Below are 22,771 nucleotides of genomic sequence, written 5' to 3' on the forward strand. Positions count from 1 at the left end.
GAACGAGACTTTCATGATGGCTCCGGGCCGCCGCCGGCCCCGGAGCACAGGTGACGATGGTCGAGACGCAGGTGCTTTCCGAGATCGATGCCGACGCTCCACTGGCCGACCTCGCCCCCGCCGTTCATCTCGATCACTGCGTCATCCACGTCACGGACTGGGAGCGCTCGAACGCGTTCTATCGGGACGTGATGGGGGCCGAGATCATTCCGCGCGGCTCGGCCTTCGCGTATCGCTTCGGCGGCGTTCAGCTGAACGTGCACGGGCCGGGCGTGGACGCGACGCCTTTGGCCAGGATTCCCGTGCAGCCGGGAAACAGCGACCTGTGCTTTCGCTGGTCGGGCTCGATCGAGCAGGCCGCCGCCCACCTCGCCTCGCTGGGCGTGACGGTCGAGCTCGGACCCGTGGAGCGCAACGGCGCCGCCGGCGCCGGGGTCAGCCTCTATTTTCGAGACCCTGACGGATCCCTGATGGAGTTCATCACCTATCCGCCCTCTCCGTAGTACGCGGTCCGGCTCGACCGTCGGCCTCAGCCTCGACTTTGGGCGAGCTGTTGGTTGGTCTGTTCGAGGCGGAGTGCCAATTCGCGCATCACCGCGATGGCGATGGGCGGGAACTGCGCCAGCAACTCCAGGAAGACGGTCCGGTCGATTCGCAGGACGGTGGCCGGATCGACGGCGGCGACGGTGGCCGAGCGTGGCTGGTCGGCGAGGATGCCCATCTCGCCCACGAGAGCGTTTGCCCCCAGCAACGCCAAGCGAAAGGGCCCCTGCGGTCCGTCGATCGAGACCTCCGCCGAGCCTTCCAGAAGGAGATACGCCGCGTCGGCCGCGTCGCCCTGGGCGAAGAGCTGCTGGCCCGCTTCGAAATGGACGCGCTCGCTGGTGAAGGCGAGGAGCTTCAGGCGCGACGGCTCGACACCACGGAACAAGGGCACCTGGCGAAGAGACGAAACCTCGGTCTCGAGGGTCATTGAGTCAGGCTCCCGTGACGCGACGTCCCTCTTGGGGCGGCACGATCCTGGCGCATCCAATGCGGCTCCGTGCCAATTTGTCCAGACCCCATCGCCCCACGGACCGCGACGCCCCCAGCGGACACGATGCGTGCTGCGCCACCGCCCACCAGTCCAACCGTTCGATCTAACGGTTAAGCTTAAATTAATCGCCAATCCTTGGCGCATGGACTGCTCACGCCGTGATCAGATGAGGAACCATCGATATTGGCAAAGGTTGTCCTGGCAGTGAACGCAAAGCTGAGGAGGCGCTGATGGCATCAGGAAATTCCACCTCGAAGCGAGGTTTCGCATCGATGGACCTCGAACGGCAGCGGGAAATCGCGAGCAAGGGTGGCCGCAGCGTGCCGGCCGAGAAGCGCTCGTTCTCGCAGGACCGCGAGCTGGCCTCGAATGCGGGCCGCAAGGGCGGACAGTCGAGCGGCTCCGGTCGTCCCGGAGACGAGTAAGACGCATTATGGCGCGTGGCTCTTGGGAGTCGCGCGCCTTTTCTTTGCTTCGCGTCTACCAACAAAAACGCCCCGTCCATAGGGAACGGGGCGTTTTTGTTGGACTGTGAATGTCCAGCATCTCGTCAGGTCATGCAGCGTCCCGGAACCATGCGACGCGCTTCCGGTCCGGCCAGTGAGCTGATCGCCCGCTCGCAGCCTTCCTGCAGCGGCTTGCGCAAGCGAGGCATCTCCTTGTCGCTGGCGGTGCGACCCAGGGCGGGTGCAACCGGCTCCGAGCGCGGGGCGGTGTTCGGGACGGAAGCAAGATGGATCTGTCCAGCTGTCGCAGGAACGACACGGATCTCAGGGATCTCCTGCTGAACCATCGACAGGACCGGCTTGGCGGATGGCGCCCACTGATCGGCAGCCTGGCGGACGGTCGGTTGGATCAGCATCGCCAGGACAGCGGCCGGTCCACTCACGCTGAGGAAGAAGCCAGACCGAGACATTGCCGTAATCTCCGCGCAGAGCTTGACAGGTTGTCAGTTCAACGCAGTTCGAAAACAACGGTTCCTTAACCCTTTTGATCTGGATATCCAGTCCTTAAGGCGATGCATCGCATTGTCTTGATTGCCACCGCCGCGGCTCCCTGCCTCGCGCCGCCCGTGGCGATTTTGCATCGCCGTCGAGAAAAATCACACGTCGTAGACCGGGATCGGAACCCTCGCGGTCGAACTTCGTTGTTCCAGCACCCGGCCGCCTGGTCCTCCCCCGCATTCCCCTTGTGCATTGGCCGGAACCTTTCGACGGGTCGGAGTTAATCCGACCCGTTTTTTTGTGTCCGTATCGCCGGCCGCAGAGGCCCTTGGCGGACGGCATGAAAAAACCCCGGTCGTTCGACCGGGGTTCGTTCAGCTGTTCCCCCACGAATTCAGAGCCCAGCGGTCGCTCCCATGCGGAGCGATCAGGCCGACTTCGCCTCACGGCGACGGGCGCTCTGCTGGAAGAACAGGGCCTGGCTGATCACCGCCGAGACGTTGGCAGGTTGGAAGGGCTTGGCAATCAGAAACGCCGGCTCGGGGCGCTCGCCGGTGAGGAAGCGCTCGGGGTAGGCCGTGATGAAGATCACCGGAACCTCGAAGGTCTTCAGGAGGTCGTTCACGGCGTCGAGGCCGGAGCTGCCATCGGCGAGCTGGATGTCAGCCAGGATCAGGCCTGGGCGCGTGCCCCCGGAGGCGATCTTGATCGCCTCGGTGCGGGTACGTGCAACGCCGATTACGTTGTGGCCGAGGCCTTCCACGAGCGCCTCGAGATCCATCGCGATCAGAGGCTCGTCCTCGATGATGAGGATCTCGGTGGCCATGTCGGCTGCAAGCTCGCGTCCGGCTTCATCGACGAGGTCGCGGACCTGGCTGACGTCGACGTCGAGGATGATCGCGGCATCCTCCTCCGAGAAGCCCTCGAGGCAGGAGAGCAGGAAGGCCTGGCGCGGCAGCGGCGTGATCTGGCCGAGGCGGACTTCCGCCGGCAGATCGTGCTGAACCTGCTCGCTCTGGCCATTCACCGACAGCGAATTCCAGATGCGGGTGAAGACGCGGAACAGATCGGCCTTCACGTTGGAGCTGCGACCGAGCGTCTCCGGCTCGTTCACGAGAGTTTCCAGGGTGGCGGCCACGTAGGCGTCGCCAGCAACCTGGCTGCCGGTCAGCGCCCGCGCGTAACGGCGCAGGTACGGCAGATGCTGAACGACGAGTTGAGCTGTCGACATTATATCCCCTTGGCTTTGCCGTTCTATCGGGCGCCTCCGCCACAACGCGGAATGCAGGGCTCCGTTCCGCCGGGCGGGAACCGATTGTTCACACCAGCGTTGCAGGTGCAGCCATGGCCTATGTGAAGCCGCAAAACAATCGCGGCGATGTCGCTTGTCGACATCCAAGGGGACCGACGTATGGACGATAACGGACCGGGTGCCGGCCCCTCACCCGAGGGAGTCGACCCGAAGACAGGCGACGCTGTGCCCGGGCAGGGCCTGAGTGATCATACCCAGAAGCGGATCGGGCACCACCTCCGGGCCATGTACGACACCATCGTGCAGCAACCGGTCCCCGATCGATTCCGCGACCTCATCGCCAAGCTCGACGCGTCGACCCCCAATTCGGACACTCAGGGCTGAAGCCACCCGCGTCGCAGTTGCGAGAGATCGTCGGAAACGAAGGCCCGGGTCTTGAACTCTCACCCGTCGCGAAAAAGGGCCGCTCGTTGCGAGCGGCCCTTTTCACGTCTTTCAGTGCTCCGGCGCCACCGCGCCGAGAGGCATCAGAGCGTCGGCGAACGACCGCGCATCAGGCCGATCACGGCCGAGATGGCGAACAGCACGATGGCGACGAAGAACACGAGTTTCGCGGCTTCCATCGCCGTGCCGGCGATTCCACCGAAGCCGAGCAGCGCCGCGACGAGGGCGACGACCAAGAACGTAACGGCCCATCCGAGCATGTGACTCTACCCTTCATCAAGTACGGTGCAGCATCGGCTGCGACCTCATGACAGCATAACGCCAAGTTAGCGGGACGGTTCCTGGGTTCGCCACAGGTTCGCCACGTTTTCCACCGGTGGCGCGCAAAGCCTTTCACGCGGTTCTTCGCTGCTGCCGATGCACGGACACACCGAACGCCGTCACAGAGCGTTGCGGCGAACCGCACGGCGCCAAACGATGCCGGACACAACGAGCGCGAGGCCGTATTGGCCGAAGCCGTTCTCCGCGAGATCGCCGACGGAGCCATGGATCTGAAGCAGAAGGTGCGTCAGACCGTTCAGCACGATGACGGTGGCACAAAACAACGCGGACGCGGCAAGGACAGCGATGAAGTCGGGCATGGCGGTGCATCCGGTTGACCCGGATGTCCTCACGCAAAGCTTGCGCCAGCCCGTCGCGATCGCACGACGGAGGGGGTGCGCGTTTCGCTCGACCAGCGGGACTGTCAGCGCGCGTCAGGGACGCCGCGATGCGGCCGGCTTGGGACGGGCGCCCGTCGACGCCGGGGTCGGCGTGGCGACGGCCGGCTGGACCGCCGGCGGACGGGGTGTTTCCACCACGAGGCGCTTGACCGGCCAGCCGTCGGCCCACCGCTCCATGTCGCTGAAGCGCGGATTGGCCTTGAGGCCCGCGGCGTCCGTTCCGCCGAACGCCGCAGCGGCAGCGAGGTCGAAGGTCTTCCAGTAGGCCAGGTAGTCGAGGCTGTCGGCGCGAGAATTGTTGATCTGAGAAACCAGCGTCGTCTGCTCGCCCGTGAGGGCCATATCGGGCGACCATTTGAAGGGCGGAGCCGGCTGCTTCGGGTCGCGGGGCGGCTCCGGCGGCAGCTTGATGGCCGATCCGTCATAGGCGGCATCCACGCCGGCCGGCGACGTGAGCGTGGCGGCCAGAGCGGGAAACCCGTGGTCGTCCGAGAGCGCGCGCACGAACAGCTTGCGCTCGCTCGGCACGGCGCTGGCCTCCCGCAGGAGGCGTCGTCCGGCCAAATCGGCGGCCCGCGCGTCGCGGTCGCCGATCACCGTGATGACCAGGGTCTCAGGGGCGATCCGGGCGAGATCGTGCAGGACGATCCCTCGAGCGCGCGCGTCGCTGGCGATACCGCCCGGCATGATCGCGAACACGAGGCGCGGAATGGGCAGTCCCTGCTCGGCCGCGTCGGCGGCGATGTTGGCGGCGATTGGTGCGCCGGCGAGGTGCCCGATCACCGCGACCCGCTTCACGTCGGGTTTTGCGTCGGCATCACTGGCGAGGTCGGACAGCGTCGACTTCAGGATGCGCTCGGCGATCGCGCTCGCCTCCGATGGACGCGTTCGATTGAGGTCCTGGAAGCGTGGAAAGACGACGAGGGAGCCGCTCCGGGCGAGGTGATCGATCCAACTGCCGTAGGCCTGCGGATTGGGGGCGCCCCAGGCATGCAGGAAGACGACGACGGGGCGACCCTCGGTGGGTGCGGCGCCTGCCTTGTAGAAGACGAAGCTGCCGGAGCCGGCCTTGCCGAGACCGCGCTTCACGATGGCCCCGGCGCGATCGCCGATCCCGCCGGGGCCCTCTGCGGGCTGGTTCGGCGGGGCGGCGGCGATGGCCGGAGCAGCCGCCGCCAGCAACGCGGCGAGGCCCAGAGCGGCGACGCCGAGGCTCAGTGTGGAACGCATGGACAGTCCGATGACGCAGCCCGTGAGCCTCGAAGGCCAGTCCTCGCGAAGCACGGATCAAATGTGGGCCGAACCATACGGCAATCCGCACCGCGTGAGTGCGGTATTCCCGCCGCACTTGCCCAGCGGAATTTGGGGCTCAGCGCTTGGTCTGACCGCGTCGGTCGTCGATCATTGCGGCGAGCCGCATCAGATCGCTGGGCTGAACTGCGTCGGTGACGGCTTGATAGACATCGCGAAGATTGCTTCCGAGTGTCGCCATCAGGCGATCTTCGGGCAAGCCGGTCAGGGACGACCACGCTTCATCCGGACGCTGGGCGTTGACCGATTGGGCAAAGTTCATCGTCGGCTTCCGGGCCATCGCGCGGCCTCTCGATTGCGGGAACCCGTTCAACGGCTCCGCGACCCGATGTTTCCGTTGATCTATGATAAATTTAATTGCCGCGCAGGGGAGAGCCGATGACGTCCGGCCCGGAAGCGGAGCCGTCGGTGCGTCCGGCCGCCTCCTCGACCCAGGCCAGGATGTCGGCGGCGCGCCAAGGCTTCGGGATGAAGGTCGCCGAGACACGCAGGTCGCTGGGCTGGTCACCTGCATCGCCGGAGGTCAACAGCACCCGAACGCGCGGCCAGGTGACGCCGATAATGCGGGCCAGTTCGAAACCACCGATCGGCCCCGGGGTCCGAACGTCCGAGAAGACGACGCTGACTTCGTCGCCCCGATCGTTGAGAATCGCCAGGGCGCGTTCGGCCGTCTCGGCTTCGATGACCCGGAAGCCCGTCTCTTCGAGAAGCTCGGCCGCAAGGAACCGCTCATCTGGCTCGTCCTCGACGACGAGGATCACGGGACGTGCGTCAGATGGGGTCACAGCACTCATGGGTCCGGTACGCTCTTCGGGCCAGAACGGCGGGCCAAGTGCAATCTTGCGCCACGGAGGCGCGAAGCTGTCAATGTGGCGGAACCGACCAATAACCCTGAATGAGCGCCACGTGGGACCGTTGTGCTTTCAATGCCACGCTTTCGCGAGGTTTTTAGCCAACACCGTGAGATTTGAGAAAGGCTAGAGCGCGCGCCCAACCATCTTTCGCATCCGCTTCATGATAGCTCGGCCGGTAATCCGCGTGGAATCCGTGCGGGGCATCCGGATACACGACGAGTTCTACCGACTTTCCGGCCGCTTTGGCCTTGTCCCGCGCCGCCTCCACGGCCGCGACGGGAATGCCGGTATCCGCACCGCCGTAGAGGCACAGGAGCGGTGCATTGAGCTCAGCCGCCAGGTCGGTGGCCGTGCGTGGCTGGATCTCCGTACGCTCGCCGCCGACGGGACCGTACCACGCGACACCCGCCTTCAGATCCTTCCGGTGAGCGGCATAGAGCCAGACGCCGCGCCCACCGCGGCACCAGCCCATCGTTCCGATCCGTGACGGATCCCCATGCGAGGCCGAGACCGCCCAGCTTGCGGCGGCATCCAGATCGGCGATCCATTGGGCGTCCGGGGTCTTCGAGATGATGTCGCGGATGATCACCTTCGCATCCGTCATCGTCGAGAGATCGCCCTGGCGGGCATAGAGCTCGGGTGCCACCGCGCAGTATCCAACCTTGGCGAGCCGGCGGCAGATATCCTTGATGTAGTCGTGCACGCCGAAGATTTCTTCGATGACGAGGATGATGGGAAACGGCCCCTCCCCCTTCGGCATGGCCCGATATCCGGGCATCGGACCATCGGCGGCGGGGATCTTGACCTCACTGGCTTCGATGCCCTCGGCATCGGTCCTGATCACCTGGGCCTCGACGGAACTCGTCGCCAGGGTCAGTCCCGTCATCAGGCTCGTCATGACGAAGCCGCGTCGGGAAAAGGGCGGCGTCAGGAGGCCGTCGAGACCCTCGAGCGGCGTGGCGTCTGCGCGGTGATCCGACGTGTTCGACATGATGATCCCGGGGCGATCTGGGAGAAGCGATCTCGTCGGACGAAGACATCCTGGATCGCAGCCAGGAAATTAGGGCTCGACGCCGGGCCGAACAGTCTCAGAGAGCGACGCGCTGGCGTGCCGCCTCGCCCGTCCGCGAATCCACCGGCGCGCCAACGCGCCGCGTCGCCAGCCGAGCCTCGCTGGTCGGGTTGCGCTTCCGGGCCGCCCCGGAACCCGCGGGCTTCGGACGAACGAGATCGCCCAGCGCCACGAAGCCCGCCTCGCCCCGTCGCGTTCCGGTGCCGGCGACCAGCCCGAAGGCCATGGCGAAGGATTGCGAGAGGCCCAAGTCCGTCTCGAACCCGAACGCCGTTACGGCGGCAAGGAACGCCTCACGGAAGCTGCGCGGCGTGCACCAGCTCTTCTCGGCGAGATGCATCGGCCATTCCCAGAGATCGCCCCGCCGTTGGGCGATGGTTTCCCGCGCGATGAAGTAGCCGCTCCCGCGATGCTCCAGGCCGTCGGCGGCGACACGCCAGTCGGCGTTCTCGAACAGGACCGCGACCGGCTCGCACCCAGCGCTGGGCAACAGGTCGTCCTGGGTGAAGTCGTCTAGAGGCAAGTCGTCCAAAGGCAGGTCGAACATGATGTCCCCTCGTCGCCAAGTTCGGAGCCGCCGCGTGGCCGTCCCGAAATGGATCAGAACATTGAGAGAACAGTGGGGATAAATCGCCCGGGCGTCAAGCCTTTGTTCTTGGTGTGTTCGGGTGGGCGACGATAACCCTAGCGTGGCTTCCGCGCGAACAGCGCATGCTCCACGCGATCGCCGGCATGGATCCTGAGGCGCGCGGCGGTACCGGCATTCAGCTCCAGCACGGAGAGGACAGCCTCGTTCGAGGGGATCACCTTGGTGGAAAGCGGCTCTGTATCGGCCGCAATCTTCGCGATGGTGCCGTCGGCACGAATGAACAGCATGTCGAGCGGCAGGTAGGTATTCTTCATCCACATCGCCACGGGCGCAGAGGCTTCGAAATCGAACAGCATGCCGTGATCGGGCGCCATCGTGCGCCGGTACATCAATCCTCGCGAGCGCTCCGCGTCCGTTCGCATCACCTCGACCGTGAAGACGTGCCGTCCCTCGCGACCGACGATGCTGAGCGGTTCTGTCGGCCCGGAGGCCGCATCCTGCGCGACTGCGTGACCGAGGATCAGCCCGAACAGGGCGAGGGCGAGGAGCGCGCGAAACCCATCGCGCCAATCGATCAAACGTCGCGTGACCACCGGACCATCCGTCAGTGTGAGGCGGGCAGCGCACCGTCGAGCAGCCGGACTTCGGCGGCCATCTTGCCCTTGGAACCATCGCCGTAGCGGACGAGAACGGTCTCGCCCGGCTTGAGTTCGGCGATTCCGTAACGGCGGAGCGTCTCCATGTGAACGAAGATGTCCGGCGTCCCGTCGCCGCGGCTGAGGAATCCGAAGCCGCGCAGGCGGTTGAACCACTTCACCACGGCGGTTTCGAGGCCGCTGGTCGGCGTGACCGTAACGTGGGTGCGCGGCAGAGGCAGTTCGGAGGGGTGAAGCGCGGTCGACTGATCGAGGGAGATGACCCGAAAGGCCTGCCAGCCGCGAGGCCGCTCCGTAGCCTCCACCACCACGCGAGCGCCCTCGCTGGCACTCTGATGCCCGTCCCGGCGCAGACAGGTGATGTGGACGAGCACGTCGGCCGAGCCGTCGTCCGGCACGATGAAGCCGAAACCCTTTGCCACGTCGAACCACTTGATCCGGCCCGAGACCTCCGTGAGGTCGAGCGGTCGCTGCGCCTCAGCGCCCTGACCCTCGAGGGCGCGGGTGTCGTCCTGCTCGCCCGACGAACGCTGCCCGAAGGGGCCTGAACCGAAATCGTCAGACATGTAAGCAACCCACACCGAATCACGTCTCGCGACCCGCACCAGAGATTAACAAAGTCATGACTCGGCGGAAGCCCGTTTGGCGATCCGCGCTGGACTTCAATGCCGCATTGTTCGGCAGGGCGGTGCGAAGGCAACAGCCCGCCCCCACCGACTGAACCCTAAGCCCTGGCCAAGCTTTAGTATTTTTAGGCTTTGCGTGTGGGTGATCAAAATTTGTTAAGCACCGGAGCGGAAGAGCATAGAGTCTGTGATCCAGGCCCGGCCGTCGCGACCGTGCGGGATCGATGCTAGGGCCTGCGCGATGATGCGCCCGCTCCTCTCTTCCGCTTCACCCCGGTTCCGGTACGCGGCCCTCGACGTCGCGCGTGGCATCGCCCTCGTGGCGATGGCGCTCTATCACGCCACCTGGGATCTCGGGGCTCTGCGGCTCACGCCCGAAAACTACGCGTTGACACCGTCGGGCAGGCTCGCCGCGCACGGGATCGCCGGAAGCTTCCTGATCCTGGTCGGGATCGGTCTCGTGCTGATGAACGGCGAGCGCTTCGCGGCGCGGCCGTTCGTCCTGCGGCTGGCTCGGATCGCCGGTGCGGCGCTGCTCGTGACCGTCGCGACCCTCATCACCGATCCGTCGAGCTACATCTTCTTCGGCATCCTGCACTGCATCGCCGTCTCGAGCGTGCTGGCGCTCCCCTTCGTCAGGAGACTGCCACGCTGGGCTTCGGTACTTGCCGCGGCGCTCGTCCTCGCGGGACCGCACCTGATCGCGGGGGAGATCCTCGACACGCCGTTGCTGTCCTTCCTCGGCCTCGGTCGCACCATGCCGCAGACCAACGATTACGTGCCGCTGTTTCCCTGGTTCGGGATGGTTCTCGCCGGTGTCGCGATGGCCCTGTACGGGCTGGCCACCGTCCGCCGCTCGCGGCTCGCGACCTGGAAGGCCTCCGGCCGCCTCGCGCGAGGGCTGGCCTGGGCCGGGCGTCACAGCCTGGCGATCTACCTGATCCACCAGCCGATCCTGATGGGACTCTTCACGGGCATCGTCAGCGTGACGGGCCCGCACCCGCAGGCGGGGGTGGCGGAGTTCCGGGCGCTCTACGTGCGCAACTGCCTCGCGACGGGGGGCCAGACCCAAGCCTGTACCCGGGCGGCGGCCTGCGTCTCGGACGCGTTTCGCCGGGAAAACCTCTGGGCGGACCGGCCGCGCAGCTTCACCGCCGAGGAGCGCCTGCGGGCCCAGGGGCTGTCGCAGGGCTGCTACGAGGCGGCGGAGGGATCGGCGCCGGCTCCGTGAGGCCGGCGCGCGATCCCGGGGGCGCTCAGTCCTTGGCACGCTCCACGTAGGAGCCGTCCTCGGTCATGATCACCACGCGGGTGCCGACGGCGATGTGCGGCGGCACGGCGGTGCGGACGCCGTTGGAGAGGATCGCGGGCTTGTAGGACGAGGAGGCTGTCTGACCCTTCATCGCCGGCTCGGTCTCGGTGACTTCGAGGACGACGCGCTGCGGCAGGTCGAGGGTCAGCGCCACACCGTTATGGGTGGAGACCATGACGGCCATGCCTTCCTGCAGGTACGGCGCGGCGCTGCCGACGACGTCCTTGGGGATCGCGACCTGGTCGTAATTCTCGGGGTTCATGAAGTGGAAGCCCTCGCCGTCCTCGTAGAGGAAGGTGTGCTCCCGGTCCTCGACGAAGGCGCGCTCGACCGATTCCGTGGTGCGGTAGCGCTCGGACACCTTCACGCCGTCGGTGATACGGCGCATGTCGAGCTGGGTCACCGGGGTCCCCTTGCCGGGGTGGATGTTCTCGACCGTCAGGATGACGTAGAGCTTGCCATCCTTGTCGACGACGTTGCCCTTGCGGAGCGTAGAGGCGATCACCTTCACGGGGTCTGGTCCTGCTGTGTTCGTTGAGAGAAACGACTCGGCGCCCCGACGCGGATCTCTCCGCGGGAGCGACATCTTGGCTCCGCCACTAACCTATCCGCGCCACCGTTGCCAGTCGCTCCGCGAGACGCCACTCCCGGGATGTCGATTTCAGATCTGAAGCAGGTCGCAAAGCTCGCCGCATGAACACCCCCTCCCCCTGGTGGGCGCCCCATCGCCACGCCGACCGCCGGCCGGCCCTGATGGTGCGCAACCGTATCGTCGCGGCGTTCCGGGCGCATTTCGCGGCGGCCGACTTCGTCGAGGTCGAGGCCGCCGCGCTGCAGGTGTCGCCCGGCAACGAGGCCCACCTCTCGGCCTTCGCCACCGAGTCCCTGGGGCCGGACGGCGCGCGGCGGGCGCTCTACCTGCACACCTCGCCGGAATTCGCCTGCAAGAAGCTCCTGGCCGCCGGCGAGCCGCGCCTCGTCAGCTTCGCCCGCGTCTATCGCAACCGCGAGCGCGGGCCCTTGCACCACCCGGAATTCACGATGCTCGAATGGTACCGGGTCGGGGCGGACTATACCGCGCTGATGCACGACGGGGCCGAGCTCCTGGCGCTCGCCGCCGAGACGGCGGGGGTCCCGACGCTGCGCCATCGCGGCCGCGCGGCCGATCCCTTCGCGGAGCCCGATCGCGTCACCCTGGCGGAGGCCTTCGCCGCGCGTGCCGGCATCGACCTCCTCGCCACCATCGATACCGACGGGACCACCGACCGGGCGGCGCTCGCGGCGGCCGTGGCCGGGGCGGGGCTCCGGGTCGCCGAGGACGACACCTGGGCCGACCTGTTCAGCCGGGTCCTGGTGGCGCGGATCGAACCGCATCTCGGGCTCGGGCGCCCGACGATCCTGTGCGAGTACCCCGTGAGCGAGGCCGCCCTGGCCCGGCCGAGCCCGCGCGACCCGCGCGTGGCCGAGCGGTTCGAGCTCTATGCCTGCGGCGTCGAACTCGCCAACGCCTTCGGCGAACTCACCGATGCCGACGAGCAGCGCCGGCGTTTCACCCTGGAAATGGCCGAGAAGGCGCGCGTCTACGGCGAGACCTACCCGATCGACGAGGACTTCCTCGACGCCCTGGCGATCATGCCGGAGGCGAGCGGAATCGCCCTCGGCCTCGACCGCCTCGTCATGCTGGCGACCGATGCCCGCCACATCGAGGACGTGCTCTGGACGCCGGTGGCGGGGCCGGCGCGATGAGGGCGTCCCTGCGCCGGCCGGCCGACCTCGCCCGTGCGGGGCTCGTGGCCCCCACCGACCTTCCGGCCCTGGAGGCCGTGGCGGCCCGCTATGCCGTTTCCGTTACGGCCGACATGGCCGACTTGATCGACCCGCACGATCCGGCGGATCCGATCGCCCGCCAGTTCCTGCCCCGGGCCGAGGAGTTGGACACGCAGGCCGAGGAGCAGGCCGATCCCATCGGCGACGGGGCCCACAGCCCCTTGCCCGGCCTGGTCCATCGCTACCCGGACCGGGTGCTCCTGAAGCCGCTGCACGTGTGCCCGGTCTATTGCCGCTTCTGTTTTCGGCGCGAGATGGTCGGGCCGGAAGGGCTCGGCACCTTGAGCGAGGCCGATCTCGCCCGGGCCTTCGCCTATATCGCGGAACGGCCCGAGATCTGGGAGGTGGTGGTCACCGGCGGCGACCCCTTCGCCCTGGCGCCGCGCCGGCTCGCCCAGATCGCCGCGTCGCTCGCGGCAATCCCGCACGTGCGGGTGCTGCGCTTCCACACCCGGGTCCCGGTCGTGGAGCCGGGCACCGTCGGGCCCGACCTCATCGCGGCCCTGAAGCGCTTCGACGGCGCGGTCTTCGTCGCCCTGCACGCCAACCACCCCCGCGAGTTCACCCCGGCGGCCTGCGCGGCGGTGGCGCGCCTCGTCGATGCCGGCATCCCGATGGTGAGCCAGACCGTGCTGCTTGCCGGGATCAACGACGATCCGGAGACGCTCGCCCTCTTGATGCGCCGTTTCGTCGAAAATCGGATCAAGCCGTACTACCTGCATCACGGCGACCTCGCGCCCGGGACCGGGCACCTCCGGACCGACCTCGCCGCGGGCCGCGACCTCGTCCGGTCCTTGCGGGGACGCCTCTCGGGCCTCGCTCAGCCCCTCTACGTCCTCGATATCCCGGGCGGGCACGGCAAGGTCCCGGCCGGGCCGGATTATCTCGCCGCAAGCGGCACCGGCTGGCGGGTGACCGATCCGCAGGGGGACGTCCACGATTATCCGCCCAAGGCGCCCGAGCCGTGAGGCAGGGACTGCGTTGACACGCCTCCGGCGCCAAGCTCTTGATGCAAAAATCTTGTCATGGGACGGCCCGGCCGGATCCGGGTACCGCCCAGTGTGAACGTCTTCGGGGAAGCGGATGGGTGTGTTTCAGGACTTCGTCGGACGCTTCTCCCAGACCATGGGCGCCTATCTCGGCGACCGTGCGCTGATGGAGGCCGCGGTCTCGGCCTCGGCCAACGTCATCCTGGCGGATTACGAGATCGACGAGGAGGAGATCGAGGTCGCACTCGCCGGTATGCGGGCCAACCCGATCCTCGAGCGGGGCTACGACACCTTGAAGCTGGAGGCCGAGCTGTTCGAGGGGATCGCCCGCGCCCGCACTCGCGCCGGACGCGCCGAGAACCTGCACTTCGTCGCTGCCATCGCGGAGCGCGAGATTGCGCAGCGCACCAGCGTATTTCTAATTGCTGCAGACGTCGCCGATCAGGCGGGGATCAGCGAGCCTGAGCACGCTGCCCTGGCCGAGATCGCGGCGGCGCTCGGCGTCGACAAGGAAGCGTTGCTCGGCACCATCCAGAAGGCCTGAGGCTCAGTCGGCGACGCGGCCGGTCACCAGGGCGGCGTCCTTCTCGACCTGGCGCTCGAAGCGGCGCGGCAGCAGGTTGGAACGGTCCATCCGTCGCAGGCCGAGCATCATCAGGACGAGGGCGATCCCGGCGAAGGGCGCCCCGACGATCAGCGCCGCCAGGATTTCGGATCCGATCAGGGCGGCGATCCCTTTCACCAGCGCGACGAACAGCATCACCAGGGCGGCGACCACGAGGGTGAGCGCGGTGCCGAACCGGGCGACGAGGCCGAGGATCGCGCGGATGTTCCCATCCGTCTCGCGCCGCATCAGCTCGAGTTCCTGGCCGACGAGATCGCCGCCATGGCGCAGGCCCTCGCTGATGAGGCGGGCAAGGCTCGGCGTCGGTGGTGCCATCGGGGCGGTCCTCGTTTCGTCGCGTGCGGGTCGTCTGCGGAGACGGGGCCCTGATGGCCACAACCGTGGCGGTTCGATCCCGTTCCAGCGAAAGGCGGTCCCGCTCAGGCGGCCGTGCCGCTCTGCACCTCGGCGATGGCCTGGGCGATCGCGTCGATGAGCGCGGTGTCCTCGCCGGCCATGGCGTCCATCGAGGCCATGCGCCCGACGACGGTCGCGGCGATGCTCTCCTCCACCGTGCCCTCGGCCAGGGCGTAGTAGATCGTCGCCTGCTGTCCGTCCCGATGGCAGCGGCCCTCGATCTGCGTCAGCTGGATCGCGCTGTGACGCAGGTCGTGAACGATGAGTGCGCGGGGCTTCTCGCCCCCCGGCATCTCGTGGGCGTGCAGCGAGATCGATTCCGTCACCGTGAAGACGACGGCGTCGAGCGCGCCGGTCTGGAAGGCGAGCCGCACCGCCTCGTTCGCCTCGCCCGACTGCGTGCCGGTGATCGCGTCGGCTCGCCAGCCCGCCGCCCGGAGGGCCTCCACCAGCGCGGCGGCCGTCTCCAGGAAAGCCACCGAGATCGCAACCGCGTGGCCGTCCTCCATCAGGAGATCGGCGAAGGCGGTGGTACCCGAGACCCGGAGCAGGCTCGCCTTCTGGCGGAAGCGCAGGTCCGCCGCCCATCCGGCCGGCTTGCGGGTGCTGCCGCCGAGAAGGCCCCACTCCCGGCGGAACTCGCGCCAGGTGGCGTCGTAGAGGCGGCGTTCGGACGGTGTGAGAGCGACCGCACTGAGGGCGCGTTGCACCTCAGGCCAGCCGGCGATGTCGCCGGGGCGCCGACGCAGGCCGATCGCCCGATCCCCCTTGAACAGCAGATCGGCCATCACCGTACAATCGCGCGGGTTCGCGTCCCAGGACCAGTTGGTCCAGCGGCCCTTGGCCCGGCCGATTCCGAGACGCTGCATGAGCCCCCGGAATTCTGCCAGGGTCGTGGTGGGCTGGCCCGCGGCCTCCCCCAGCAGGCGCCCGAGATAGGAGAGCTCGTGCGGGGCCTGGCCGGCCGTGGCGCTGAGATAAATCGTGAAGGCGGCCGTCTCCGCGATCTGCCGACAGACGAGGCTCTGCTGGGCGTACGGGTTTCGGATGCGGTGGCTTTCGTCGAAGATCACGAGGGGCCAGGTCCGCTTCGGTGTGCCGTGCCGGGCGAGCGCATTGTTCTTCGCGCGGGTCGAGCGTCGGTTGCTGGGGGGTGGCGGTGCCATCAGCGTCTTGGTGCGCTCGTAGTTGGTCAGCGTCACCGCCTTCTCGCCCAGACCTGACAAAGCGATCGTGCGCCGCCACTGGGGCATGGCGCCCTTGGGGCAGACGATGAGCACCTCGCGCTCGGGCATGGCCGCGACCGCACTCCAGACCGACAGGGTCTTGCCGAGGCCGGTCGTGTCGCCGAGCAGAAATCCCGTCCGGCCTGCCGCGCGGGCAGCCAGCATCGCATCGCGTGCCGATCGCTGATGCGGCCGTGGAATCAGATGTTCGCTGGCGACCATCAGGCGGTCGGTCCAAGGACGCGGTCCGCAGCGGATTTTATTCTCTTCGCGGCTCTGAAAGCATGCTCGCGAAGTCTTGGCGCAGCCCTCACCATCTTTTGAAAACCTTGGAACTGTTCAGGTTGTGCTTTTGTTAAGGGGTCATCTCGACGCGCAGTCGGGCGCCCCACTCGGAGACATCGATGCCGACGATTCCGCTCTCCGCAGCCTCGCGCGCTGTGGCCGCCCCCGTTTTCGGACTGATGATGCTCACGGTGCCGGCGAGCGCCCAGAGCGCCGATGGGAACCTGTTCGACCTGCTCTTTGCGCCCGCACGGCCGGCGCAGCAAGTGGCACCCACGCCGACGGCCGATCCCGGCTTCGACTACCAGCAGGCCCGGCGCTCGATCCGGAAGGCCACGCGTCAGCGTCCGAAGATCCGCTACGCTGCGCTTCCGAAGTCCGAGCCCCTGCAGATCAAGGTTACGGATCGCCAGACGCCCCTCGATATGAAGGCCGGCCCCGCGGCCGCCTTCATGAAGGACGAGACCCTGCGTCCGGGCGACATCGTGGTGATGAAGGACGGTCCGAAGGTCTTCACCGGGCGGCGTGACGACCAGCACACCGCCCGCGATTTCGAGAGCATCGGCCGCTCCGACTTCGTCGATCGGCGAACCCGCAACCAGCTTACCGCGATGATGCTCCCCATCGGCGCCCTCCCCGCCGATCAGGCCCGCAAGATGATGGTACAGGCGCGTAAGGTGATGCCCGCCAGCGTCGACTCGTCCGTGAAACCGGAGCAGACGGCGATGCGCATCATCAATCCTTGGAAAACCACTCCGTAGGGCAGATCAGGCGGCCCGGACCGTCACCAGGAAGCCGTCGACTTCCCGGCGCAGGGCCGTCGCCTGACGGGCGAGATCGCTCGCGGCATTGAGCACCTGGGCCGATCCGCTCCGGGCGGATTCCGCCGCGTTACGGACACCGACGATGTGGCCGGATACCGCCCGGGTGCCCTCGGACGTCAGCACGGTATTCCGAGCGATCTCCTGCGTCGCGGCTTCCTGTTGGTCCACGGCCGCCGAGATGTCCCCCGAGATCCGGCTCAGGCGCTGGATGACATCGGTGATGCCGCCGATGGCCGTCACGGACGCGTCGGTCGATTGGGCGATCTCGCCGACCTTCGCGGCGATTTCCTCTGTTGCCCGCGCCGTCTGGGTCGCCAGGCTCTTCACCTCCGCGGCGACGACCGCGAAGCCGCGCCCCGCCTCGCCGGCCCGGGCCGCCTCGATGGTGGCGTTCAGGGCCAGGAGGTTGGTCTGTGCCGCGATGCTGGTGATCAGGCCGACGATCTCGCCGATGCTGTTCGCCGCCTGGGCGAGACGATGGACATCCCCCGCCATCCGCGCCGCATCGCGCTCCGCTTCGCTGGCGACCGCGGTCGAGGCTTCGACGCGGTTGCCGATCTCCCGCACCGAGGCGCTCAGCTCCTCCGTCGCTGCCGCGACGGTGTCGGCCGTGGCCGCGGTTTCTGCCGAGGCGGCGGCGACGGACCCGCTCAGGGATGAGGTGTCGCTCGCGGCCTGGGTCAGGGCATAGGCCGCCGTCTCGAGCTGGCTCGCGGCAGCCGAGACCGCCTCGACGATCCCGCTGGCTTGCGCCTCGAAGCGATCGGCCAACGCCACCATCTCGGCACGGCGGGCAGCCGCGGCATTGGCGGTGAGATGGTCGGCCTCCGCGGCGATACGCCGGCGCTCGGCGACGCTGGCCTGGAAGTCGACAGCCGCCGCCGCGATGGCGCGGACCTCGCGGGCGCCGTGCTGCGGAATCGGCCCAGACTCCTCGCCCCGGCCGATGGCCGTGAGGGAGGCGGCGATGCGGGTGAGCGGACGGGCGATGGCGGTGCCGAAGGCGAAGGCCAGGCCGCAGGAGAGGACCAAGGTCGCGAGGCCGACGGCCATCCAGACCATGACGCTCTGTTCGGCGTCGGCCCGGGCGGCACCGGCCGCGGCGCCGAGATCCGCGGTGAGCCGGTCCTCGATCGTCTTCAGGGTATCGATGCGTTGGGTGGCGAGGCCGAACCAGGCGGGCGCATCGGTGAAGGCGAGCGGAGTGCCCGGGGGCGTGTCGAGGACGAGGCGGCGCAGACGATCGACCTCCCGGGCCGCGGGCGCCGCCTTGCCGGCATCGAGAAGGGCGGCTTGCTCCGGTACGGCCCCGAGCCGGAACAGAGATTCGTAGGTGCTCTGGCCCGCGCTGAGACCGGCCAGACGCTCGTGGCCAGCGAGATCGATCTGACCGGCACCGAAGATCGCCGAGGCCGCCGCTCGCTCCTGGCCCGCCAACTCCTTGAGCGCGAGGAACGACGAGTAGGAATTGATGCGGGCGGCGAGATCCGCGCTGGCCGCGACTTGGGAGACCTCGCGCACGAGGTCGAGCGCGTTGGCGATCAAGCCCGAATACAGCGCCATGTTCTGGGCCGGCGTACGACCGAGCCCGTCGACGGCCGTGCGGTGGGGGTCGATCGACGCCAATTGCTCGGTCAGGGTCGCATTCCGCCGGGCGACGCCGGCCCCGAAGGCGGCGAGGTCGAGGCCGGTCCGGCCCGCGTCCAGGGCCGCCCGGGCCACATCGGTCCGCGCACGCTGCGCATCGAGCTCGGACCGGAACTTGTTCCCCTTGGCGGCCAGATACAGGCTCGATGCCCCGCGCTCGCGCTGGGCTTCGTGCACCAGGGCACTGATCTGGCCCGCCATGCCGACGAGCTCCTGCACATGGACCATCCGGGTCCGAGCGCTCATCCGCTCAGTAATGGCAAGTCCAACGACCATCGTAAACGCAAGGCACGGAGCGAGCGCAACTAAGAGAATCCGAAAGCGCAGCGATGAGAAGAGACCGGCGGACATCACATGAAACCTGCTTGGAAACGTTGCAGCACTGTGAGAGCAGCCGGTAAAGGTTGTGTTTCAAAATTAGCCTATGATCAATTTTTAATCATTGTCTGCCATTTCTAAGCTGGATAGGCGGGGAGTTTTCCCGGAACGTCCAGTTGTTCCGCGATCCTGCTTCCGTCGCGGCTCCCCGTGCCTGGACGCATGATTGGTGCACGACAAAGCTGTGCTCCGCATCGGAGGGAGCGGCAGGCACATGCCCAATCGCGAGGCAGGATCCGCGTAGCGCCATGGCTTCCACCCATCAGCGTCAGTTCCCGCCAGATCAATCGGCGAGGCCCCAGGTTCTGAAACCTCGGCCAAGCGCCCACGATATTGTCCGCGTACGCTTTTTGTTCTAGCTGAGGAGCGGATATGCGTGGCGCGTGCCTTGCCCGATGCGGTGGCGCGCCCGACATGCCGCGGGGGCTCTGGTCGAGTCCTGCCGCGTTCCGCGCTGAAGACGTTCCGAAGAGACTCCATGGCCAAAGCCAAAGCCGCTGCCAAGAAATCGCAAGCCGAGGCCGAGCGGGTCGAAGCCAAGATCGAGGCGTTGTTCGACGGCGCGCGCGATGCCCGGGTCATCTCGGTGCGCGGCGCGCGCGAGCACAACCTGAAGAACATCGACCTGACGATTCCCCGCGATCGCCTCGTGGTCTTCACGGGTCTGTCCGGCTCCGGCAAGTCGTCGCTCGCCTTCGACACCATCTACGCCGAGGGCCAGCGCCGCTACGTCGAATCCCTTTCGGCCTACGCGCGCCAGTTCCTCGAGATGATGTCGAAGCCCGACGTCGACCAGATCGACGGGCTCTCGCCGGCGATCTCGATCGAGCAGAAGACCACCTCGAAGAACCCGCGCTCGACGGTGGGCACCGTCACCGAGATCTACGACTACATGCGCCTGCTCTGGGCGCGGGTGGGCATACCCTACTCGCCCGCGACCGGACTGCCGATCGAGAGCCAGACGGTCAGCCAGATGGTGGACCGTGTACTCGCCCTGCCGGAGAAGAGCCGGCTCTACCTCCTAGCCCCTGTGATCCGCGGCCGGAAGGGCGAGTACCGCAAGGAGATCGCCGAGTTCCAGAAGAAGGGCTTCCAGCGCCTGCGGATCGACGGCGAGTACTATGCCATCGACGACGTGCCGAAGCTCGACAAGAAGCTGAAGCACGACATCGACGTGGTGGTGGACCGGATCGTAGTGCGGGCGGACATCGCGGCGCGGCTGGCGGATTCCTTCGAGACCGCCCTGGAGCTCGCCGACGGCATCGCCCTGATCGAATTCGCCGATACGCCCGAGGGCGAGGCGCCGCGCGAGGCCATCACCTTCTCGTCGCGCTTCGCCTGCCCCGTCTCCGGTTTCACCATCGCGGAGATCGAGCCGCGGCTCTTCTCGTTCAACAATCCCTTCGGCGCCTGTCCGACCTGCGGTGGTATCGGCCACGAGATGCGGATCGACCCCGAACTCGTGATCTCGGATGCCAAGCTCAGCCTGAAGCGCGGGGCTGTCGGTCCCTGGGCGAAGTCGACCTCTCCGTATTATGGCCAGACCCTCGACGCCCTCGCCCGCCACTACGGCTTCAAGACGACCGTTGCGTGGTCCGACCTGTCCGCGAAGGCCCGGGACGTCGTCCTGTACGGAACCGGCCCGGACGCGGTCCGCTTCGCCTACGACGATGGAATGCGCGCTTACGAGGTGAACAAGCCCTTCGAGGGCGTCATCCCGAACCTGGAGCGGCGCTACAAGGAGACGGAGAGCGACAGCTCCCGCGAGGAGATTGCCCGCTTCATGAGCGAGACGCCCTGCGCCAGCTGTGGCGGCAAGCGCCTGAAGCTCGAAGCGCTCTCGGTCAAGGTCGCGATGGAGGATGTGGGCGAGATCACCGCCCTCTCGGTCCGGGACGCCCATGCGTGGTTCTCGGCGCTTCCGGGCAAGCTCACCGACAAGCAGAACGAGATCGCCTACCGGATCCTCAAGGAGATCCGCGACCGGCTGACCTTCCTGATCGATGTGGGGCTCGAGTACCTGACGCTGGCGCGCGGCTCCGGCTCACTCTCGGGCGGCGAGAGCCAGCGCATCCGCCTCGCCTCGCAGATCGGTTCCGGGCTGACGGGCGTGCTCTACGTCCTCGACGAGCCGTCCATCGGCCTGCACCAGCGCGACAACGAGCGCCTGCTCGGCACGCTGAAGCGCCTGCGCGACCTCGGGAACTCGGTGATCGTGGTCGAGCACGACGAGGACGCGATCCTGCAGGCTGACTATGTCGTCGACGTCGGCCCCGGTGCGGGCATCCATGGCGGGCAGATCATCGCCCAGGGCACCCCGGAAGAGGTGCTGAAGAACCCGGCCTCGCTCACTGCCAAGTACCTCACCGGCGAGATGAGCGTTCGGGTCCCGACCGCCCGCCGCAAGGGCCGCAAGGGCAAGCTCAGCCTCGTCGGTGCCCGAGGCAACAACCTGAAGAACGTGTCGGTGGATATCCCGCTCGGGACTTTCACCTGCATCTCGGGCGTCTCCGGCGGTGGCAAGTCGACCCTGATCATCGACACGCTCTACAAGGCGGTGGCGAAATCCCTGAACGGCGCCCTCGAGCACCCGGCGCCCTTCGAGAGGCTCGACGGGCTGGAGCATCTCGACAAGGTCATCGACATCGACCAGTCGCCGATCGGACGAACCCCGCGCTCCAACCCCGCGACCTATACCGGCGCCTTCACGCCGATCCGCGACTGGTTCGCCGGGCTGCCCGAGGCCAAGGCCCGTGGCTATCAGGCGGGCCGGTTCTCGTTCAACGTGAAGGGCGGTCGCTGCGAGGCCTGCTCGGGCGACGGCGTCATCAAGATCGAGATGCACTTCCTGCCGGACGTCTACGTCACTTGCGACGTTTGCAAGGGGCGTCGCTACGACCGCGAGACCCTGGAGGTGAAGTACCGCGAGCACTCCATCGCCGACGTCCTCGACATGACCGTCGAGGAGGCCGCCGACCTGTTCAAGGCGGTACCCACCATTCGGGAGAAGATGGAGACCCTGGCCCGGGTCGGCCTCGGCTACGTCAAGGTCGGGCAGCAGGCGACCACCCTGTCGGGTGGCGAGGCGCAGCGGGTGAAGCTCTCGAAAGAACTTTCGAAGCGTGCCACCGGTCGCACGCTCTACATTCTCGACGAACCGACCACTGGCCTTCACTTCCACGACGTCGCCAAGCTCATGGAGGTGCTCCACGAGCTCGTCGATCAGGGCAACACCGTGGTGGTGATCGAGCACAACCTCGAAGTCATCAAGACCGCCGACTGGGTGATCGATATGGGTCCCGAAGGCGGCGACGGTGGTGGTGTCGTCGTGGCCGAAGGAACCCCGGAGCAGATCGCCAAGTCACGCGCCAGCCATACCGGCCGATTCCTACGCGACGTCCTCGCGCGACGGCCGGCTTCGGCGCCTGCCAAGGGCCGCGCCGCAGCCGAATAGCGCCTCGCGGCGTTGCGATACCCGGCGATTCGCCGGGTCGAGCGCTCCGAGCATGTGGCGCGGCGCATCAACATGCCGACCGGGAGCCCGATCCGGGCCGGTCGAGAGCGCCGGACTGCGCAATGGTCCGAGGGCGCTTGCCGGATCGTCCCAGAGCGGAACCGTAACCATAACAGCTTGAGTGTTCAGCGGTATTTTGCCGTTCTGCTGCGTGGTTGGGGCACAAGGACGCCCGCCAACCTGCTCAAAAGGTTAACAAATCCTTCCGCTGCACTGCACCGAAAATGCGACTTTTGCGCAAC

Annotated in this window: 25 protein-coding genes; 9 read left to right on the forward strand and 16 right to left on the reverse strand. The window is 67.3% G+C overall.

Features of this window, described 5'->3' with window-relative positions:
• Positions 1 to 56: 56 nt before the first annotated feature.
• Positions 57 to 503 (forward strand): VOC family protein, encoded by a 447-nt coding sequence (locus tag AC0IY1_RS08830; RefSeq protein WP_055953133.1) that lies wholly within the window; start codon positions 57 to 59, stop codon positions 501 to 503.
• Between the two features lie 26 nt (positions 504 to 529).
• Here AC0IY1_RS08830 and AC0IY1_RS08835 read toward each other — a convergent pair whose 3' ends face one another.
• A complete protein-coding gene (locus AC0IY1_RS08835) occupies positions 530 to 973 on the reverse strand; it encodes a cyclic nucleotide-binding domain-containing protein (RefSeq protein ID WP_055953129.1) in 444 nt (147 codons plus the stop codon).
• Between the two features lie 293 nt (positions 974 to 1,266).
• Here AC0IY1_RS08835 and AC0IY1_RS08840 point away from each other — a divergent pair, with 293 nt between their 5' ends.
• Positions 1,267 to 1,461, forward strand: a complete 195-nt coding sequence (locus AC0IY1_RS08840; protein WP_055953126.1) for a con-10 family general stress protein — start codon at positions 1,267 to 1,269, stop codon at positions 1,459 to 1,461.
• 125 nt (positions 1,462 to 1,586) lie between these two features.
• Here AC0IY1_RS08840 and AC0IY1_RS08845 read toward each other — a convergent pair whose 3' ends face one another.
• Entirely contained in the window at positions 1,587 to 1,898 is a 312-nt protein-coding gene (locus tag AC0IY1_RS08845; RefSeq protein ID WP_471768972.1) for a hypothetical protein, read from the reverse strand.
• Between the two features lie 509 nt (positions 1,899 to 2,407).
• Positions 2,408 to 3,211 carry a response regulator gene (locus AC0IY1_RS08850; protein WP_055953119.1) on the reverse strand — a complete coding sequence of 268 codons (804 nt, stop codon included), beginning with the start codon at positions 3,209 to 3,211 and terminating at the stop codon, positions 2,408 to 2,410.
• Between the two features lie 180 nt (positions 3,212 to 3,391).
• Between AC0IY1_RS08850 and AC0IY1_RS08855 the strand changes: the two genes are divergently transcribed.
• Positions 3,392 to 3,616 carry a NepR family anti-sigma factor gene (locus AC0IY1_RS08855; protein WP_146056345.1) on the forward strand — a complete coding sequence of 75 codons (225 nt, stop codon included), beginning with the start codon at positions 3,392 to 3,394 and terminating at the stop codon, positions 3,614 to 3,616.
• 143 nt (positions 3,617 to 3,759) lie between these two features.
• Here AC0IY1_RS08855 and AC0IY1_RS08860 read toward each other — a convergent pair whose 3' ends face one another.
• The 9 genes from AC0IY1_RS08860 to AC0IY1_RS08900 all read right to left on the reverse strand — a co-directional run bounded on the left by AC0IY1_RS08860 (position 3,760) and on the right by AC0IY1_RS08900 (position 9,446).
• Positions 3,760 to 3,936, reverse strand: coding sequence for a DUF1328 domain-containing protein (locus AC0IY1_RS08860; protein ID WP_003599466.1), 177 nt, complete (start codon positions 3,934 to 3,936; stop codon positions 3,760 to 3,762).
• 180 nt (positions 3,937 to 4,116) lie between these two features.
• Positions 4,117 to 4,317, reverse strand: a complete 201-nt coding sequence (locus AC0IY1_RS08865) for a hypothetical protein (protein WP_471768974.1) — start codon at positions 4,315 to 4,317, stop codon at positions 4,117 to 4,119.
• A 114-nt stretch (positions 4,318 to 4,431) separates the two neighbouring features.
• Positions 4,432 to 5,628 carry a dienelactone hydrolase family protein gene (locus AC0IY1_RS08870; protein WP_471768975.1) on the reverse strand — a complete coding sequence of 399 codons (1,197 nt, stop codon included), beginning with the start codon at positions 5,626 to 5,628 and terminating at the stop codon, positions 4,432 to 4,434.
• A 139-nt stretch (positions 5,629 to 5,767) separates the two neighbouring features.
• Entirely contained in the window at positions 5,768 to 5,971 is a 204-nt protein-coding gene (locus AC0IY1_RS08875) for a hypothetical protein (protein ID WP_471768977.1), read from the reverse strand.
• 91 nt (positions 5,972 to 6,062) lie between these two features.
• The gene (locus AC0IY1_RS08880) at positions 6,063 to 6,503 is read right to left on the reverse strand and encodes a response regulator (RefSeq protein WP_471768979.1); all 441 of its coding nucleotides are present in this window, start codon (positions 6,501 to 6,503) and stop codon (positions 6,063 to 6,065) included.
• Positions 6,504 to 6,657: 154 nt separating this feature from the next.
• The gene (locus tag AC0IY1_RS08885; protein WP_471768981.1) at positions 6,658 to 7,461 is read right to left on the reverse strand and encodes a dienelactone hydrolase family protein; all 804 of its coding nucleotides are present in this window, start codon (positions 7,459 to 7,461) and stop codon (positions 6,658 to 6,660) included.
• A 190-nt stretch (positions 7,462 to 7,651) separates the two neighbouring features.
• Positions 7,652 to 8,182 carry a hypothetical protein gene (locus tag AC0IY1_RS08890; protein WP_471768983.1) on the reverse strand — a complete coding sequence of 177 codons (531 nt, stop codon included), beginning with the start codon at positions 8,180 to 8,182 and terminating at the stop codon, positions 7,652 to 7,654.
• A gap of 137 nt (positions 8,183 to 8,319) precedes the next feature.
• Complete coding sequence (locus AC0IY1_RS08895) at positions 8,320 to 8,817, reverse strand: DUF192 domain-containing protein (RefSeq protein ID WP_471768984.1); 498 nt, start codon at positions 8,815 to 8,817, stop codon at positions 8,320 to 8,322.
• 11 nt (positions 8,818 to 8,828) lie between these two features.
• Positions 8,829 to 9,446 carry a cold-shock protein gene (locus tag AC0IY1_RS08900; protein WP_471768986.1) on the reverse strand — a complete coding sequence of 206 codons (618 nt, stop codon included), beginning with the start codon at positions 9,444 to 9,446 and terminating at the stop codon, positions 8,829 to 8,831.
• 301 nt (positions 9,447 to 9,747) lie between these two features.
• Here AC0IY1_RS08900 and AC0IY1_RS08905 point away from each other — a divergent pair, with 301 nt between their 5' ends.
• Positions 9,748 to 10,737 (forward strand): acetyltransferase domain-containing protein, encoded by a 990-nt coding sequence (locus AC0IY1_RS08905; protein WP_471768988.1) that lies wholly within the window; start codon positions 9,748 to 9,750, stop codon positions 10,735 to 10,737.
• Between the two features lie 25 nt (positions 10,738 to 10,762).
• On the opposite strand, the gene efp is transcribed toward AC0IY1_RS08905, so the two are convergent.
• The gene (gene efp / locus AC0IY1_RS08910; RefSeq protein WP_055953091.1) at positions 10,763 to 11,329 is read right to left on the reverse strand and encodes an elongation factor P; all 567 of its coding nucleotides are present in this window, start codon (positions 11,327 to 11,329) and stop codon (positions 10,763 to 10,765) included.
• A gap of 182 nt (positions 11,330 to 11,511) precedes the next feature.
• Between efp and epmA the strand changes: the two genes are divergently transcribed.
• The 3 genes from epmA to AC0IY1_RS08925 all read left to right on the forward strand — a co-directional run bounded on the left by epmA (position 11,512) and on the right by AC0IY1_RS08925 (position 14,178).
• Entirely contained in the window at positions 11,512 to 12,564 is a 1,053-nt protein-coding gene (gene epmA / locus AC0IY1_RS08915) for an EF-P lysine aminoacylase EpmA (RefSeq protein WP_471768990.1), read from the forward strand.
• Positions 12,561 to 13,613: a lysine-2,3-aminomutase-like protein gene (locus AC0IY1_RS08920; RefSeq protein ID WP_471768991.1), complete on the forward strand. Its 1,053-nt coding sequence runs from the start codon at positions 12,561 to 12,563 to the stop codon at positions 13,611 to 13,613. Before epmA ends, AC0IY1_RS08920 begins: the two co-directional genes overlap by 4 nt.
• A gap of 115 nt (positions 13,614 to 13,728) precedes the next feature.
• On the forward strand, positions 13,729 to 14,178 hold the full coding sequence (locus tag AC0IY1_RS08925) for a Tellurite resistance protein TerB (RefSeq protein ID WP_471768993.1): 450 nt from the start codon (positions 13,729 to 13,731) through the stop codon (positions 14,176 to 14,178).
• Between the two features lie 3 nt (positions 14,179 to 14,181).
• Here AC0IY1_RS08925 and AC0IY1_RS08930 read toward each other — a convergent pair whose 3' ends face one another.
• Both AC0IY1_RS08930 and AC0IY1_RS08935 read right to left on the reverse strand, forming a co-directional pair.
• Entirely contained in the window at positions 14,182 to 14,574 is a 393-nt protein-coding gene (locus AC0IY1_RS08930; RefSeq protein WP_471768995.1) for a phage holin family protein, read from the reverse strand.
• Positions 14,575 to 14,678: 104 nt separating this feature from the next.
• Positions 14,679 to 16,103 (reverse strand): DEAD/DEAH box helicase family protein, encoded by a 1,425-nt coding sequence (locus AC0IY1_RS08935; protein WP_471768997.1) that lies wholly within the window; start codon positions 16,101 to 16,103, stop codon positions 14,679 to 14,681.
• 182 nt (positions 16,104 to 16,285) lie between these two features.
• Here AC0IY1_RS08935 and AC0IY1_RS08940 point away from each other — a divergent pair, with 182 nt between their 5' ends.
• Positions 16,286 to 16,927 carry a hypothetical protein gene (locus AC0IY1_RS08940; protein WP_471768998.1) on the forward strand — a complete coding sequence of 214 codons (642 nt, stop codon included), beginning with the start codon at positions 16,286 to 16,288 and terminating at the stop codon, positions 16,925 to 16,927.
• A 6-nt stretch (positions 16,928 to 16,933) separates the two neighbouring features.
• Here the strand turns inward: AC0IY1_RS08940 and AC0IY1_RS08945 are convergent, their stop codons facing one another.
• Positions 16,934 to 18,988 carry a methyl-accepting chemotaxis protein gene (locus AC0IY1_RS08945; RefSeq protein WP_471769000.1) on the reverse strand — a complete coding sequence of 685 codons (2,055 nt, stop codon included), beginning with the start codon at positions 18,986 to 18,988 and terminating at the stop codon, positions 16,934 to 16,936.
• 505 nt (positions 18,989 to 19,493) lie between these two features.
• On the opposite strand from AC0IY1_RS08945, the gene uvrA reads away from it, so the two are divergent.
• Positions 19,494 to 22,469 (forward strand): excinuclease ABC subunit UvrA, encoded by a 2,976-nt coding sequence (gene uvrA, locus AC0IY1_RS08950; protein WP_471769002.1) that lies wholly within the window; start codon positions 19,494 to 19,496, stop codon positions 22,467 to 22,469.
• Positions 22,470 to 22,771: the final 302 nt, after the last annotated feature.

It is taken from the genome of Methylobacterium sp. AC690 (genome assembly GCF_979256535.1).

Coding starts and splice junctions, on each gene's coding strand:
- AC0IY1_RS08925 (WP_471768993.1), top strand. CDS start 13,729: ATGGGTGTGTTTCAGGACTTCGTCGGACGCTTCTCCCAGACCATGGGC.
- AC0IY1_RS08930 (WP_471768995.1), bottom strand. CDS start 14,574: ATGGCACCACCGACGCCGAGCCTTGCCCGCCTCATCAGCGAGGGCCTG.
- AC0IY1_RS08835 (WP_055953129.1), bottom strand. CDS start 973: ATGACCCTCGAGACCGAGGTTTCGTCTCTTCGCCAGGTGCCCTTGTTC.
- AC0IY1_RS08890 (WP_471768983.1), bottom strand. CDS start 8,182: ATGTTCGACCTGCCTTTGGACGACTTGCCTCTAGACGACTTCACCCAG.
- AC0IY1_RS08900 (WP_471768986.1), bottom strand. CDS start 9,446: ATGTCTGACGATTTCGGTTCAGGCCCCTTCGGGCAGCGTTCGTCGGGC.
- AC0IY1_RS08840 (WP_055953126.1), top strand. CDS start 1,267: ATGGCATCAGGAAATTCCACCTCGAAGCGAGGTTTCGCATCGATGGAC.
- AC0IY1_RS08850 (WP_055953119.1), bottom strand. CDS start 3,211: ATGTCGACAGCTCAACTCGTCGTTCAGCATCTGCCGTACCTGCGCCGT.
- AC0IY1_RS08855 (WP_146056345.1), top strand. CDS start 3,392: ATGGACGATAACGGACCGGGTGCCGGCCCCTCACCCGAGGGAGTCGAC.
- AC0IY1_RS08845 (WP_471768972.1), bottom strand. CDS start 1,898: ATGCTGATCCAACCGACCGTCCGCCAGGCTGCCGATCAGTGGGCGCCA.
- uvrA (WP_471769002.1), top strand. CDS start 19,494: ATGGCCAAAGCCAAAGCCGCTGCCAAGAAATCGCAAGCCGAGGCCGAG.
- AC0IY1_RS08920 (WP_471768991.1), top strand. CDS start 12,561: ATGAGGGCGTCCCTGCGCCGGCCGGCCGACCTCGCCCGTGCGGGGCTC.
- AC0IY1_RS08935 (WP_471768997.1), bottom strand. CDS start 16,103: ATGGTCGCCAGCGAACATCTGATTCCACGGCCGCATCAGCGATCGGCA.
- AC0IY1_RS08830 (WP_055953133.1), top strand. CDS start 57: ATGGTCGAGACGCAGGTGCTTTCCGAGATCGATGCCGACGCTCCACTG.
- AC0IY1_RS08860 (WP_003599466.1), bottom strand. CDS start 3,936: ATGCTCGGATGGGCCGTTACGTTCTTGGTCGTCGCCCTCGTCGCGGCG.
- epmA (WP_471768990.1), top strand. CDS start 11,512: ATGAACACCCCCTCCCCCTGGTGGGCGCCCCATCGCCACGCCGACCGC.
- AC0IY1_RS08880 (WP_471768979.1), bottom strand. CDS start 6,503: ATGAGTGCTGTGACCCCATCTGACGCACGTCCCGTGATCCTCGTCGTC.
- AC0IY1_RS08870 (WP_471768975.1), bottom strand. CDS start 5,628: ATGCGTTCCACACTGAGCCTCGGCGTCGCCGCTCTGGGCCTCGCCGCG.
- AC0IY1_RS08905 (WP_471768988.1), top strand. CDS start 9,748: ATGATGCGCCCGCTCCTCTCTTCCGCTTCACCCCGGTTCCGGTACGCG.
- AC0IY1_RS08940 (WP_471768998.1), top strand. CDS start 16,286: ATGCCGACGATTCCGCTCTCCGCAGCCTCGCGCGCTGTGGCCGCCCCC.
- AC0IY1_RS08885 (WP_471768981.1), bottom strand. CDS start 7,461: ATGACGAGCCTGATGACGGGACTGACCCTGGCGACGAGTTCCGTCGAG.
- AC0IY1_RS08865 (WP_471768974.1), bottom strand. CDS start 4,317: ATGCCCGACTTCATCGCTGTCCTTGCCGCGTCCGCGTTGTTTTGTGCC.
- AC0IY1_RS08875 (WP_471768977.1), bottom strand. CDS start 5,971: ATGAACTTTGCCCAATCGGTCAACGCCCAGCGTCCGGATGAAGCGTGG.
- AC0IY1_RS08945 (WP_471769000.1), bottom strand. CDS start 18,988: ATGTCCGCCGGTCTCTTCTCATCGCTGCGCTTTCGGATTCTCTTAGTT.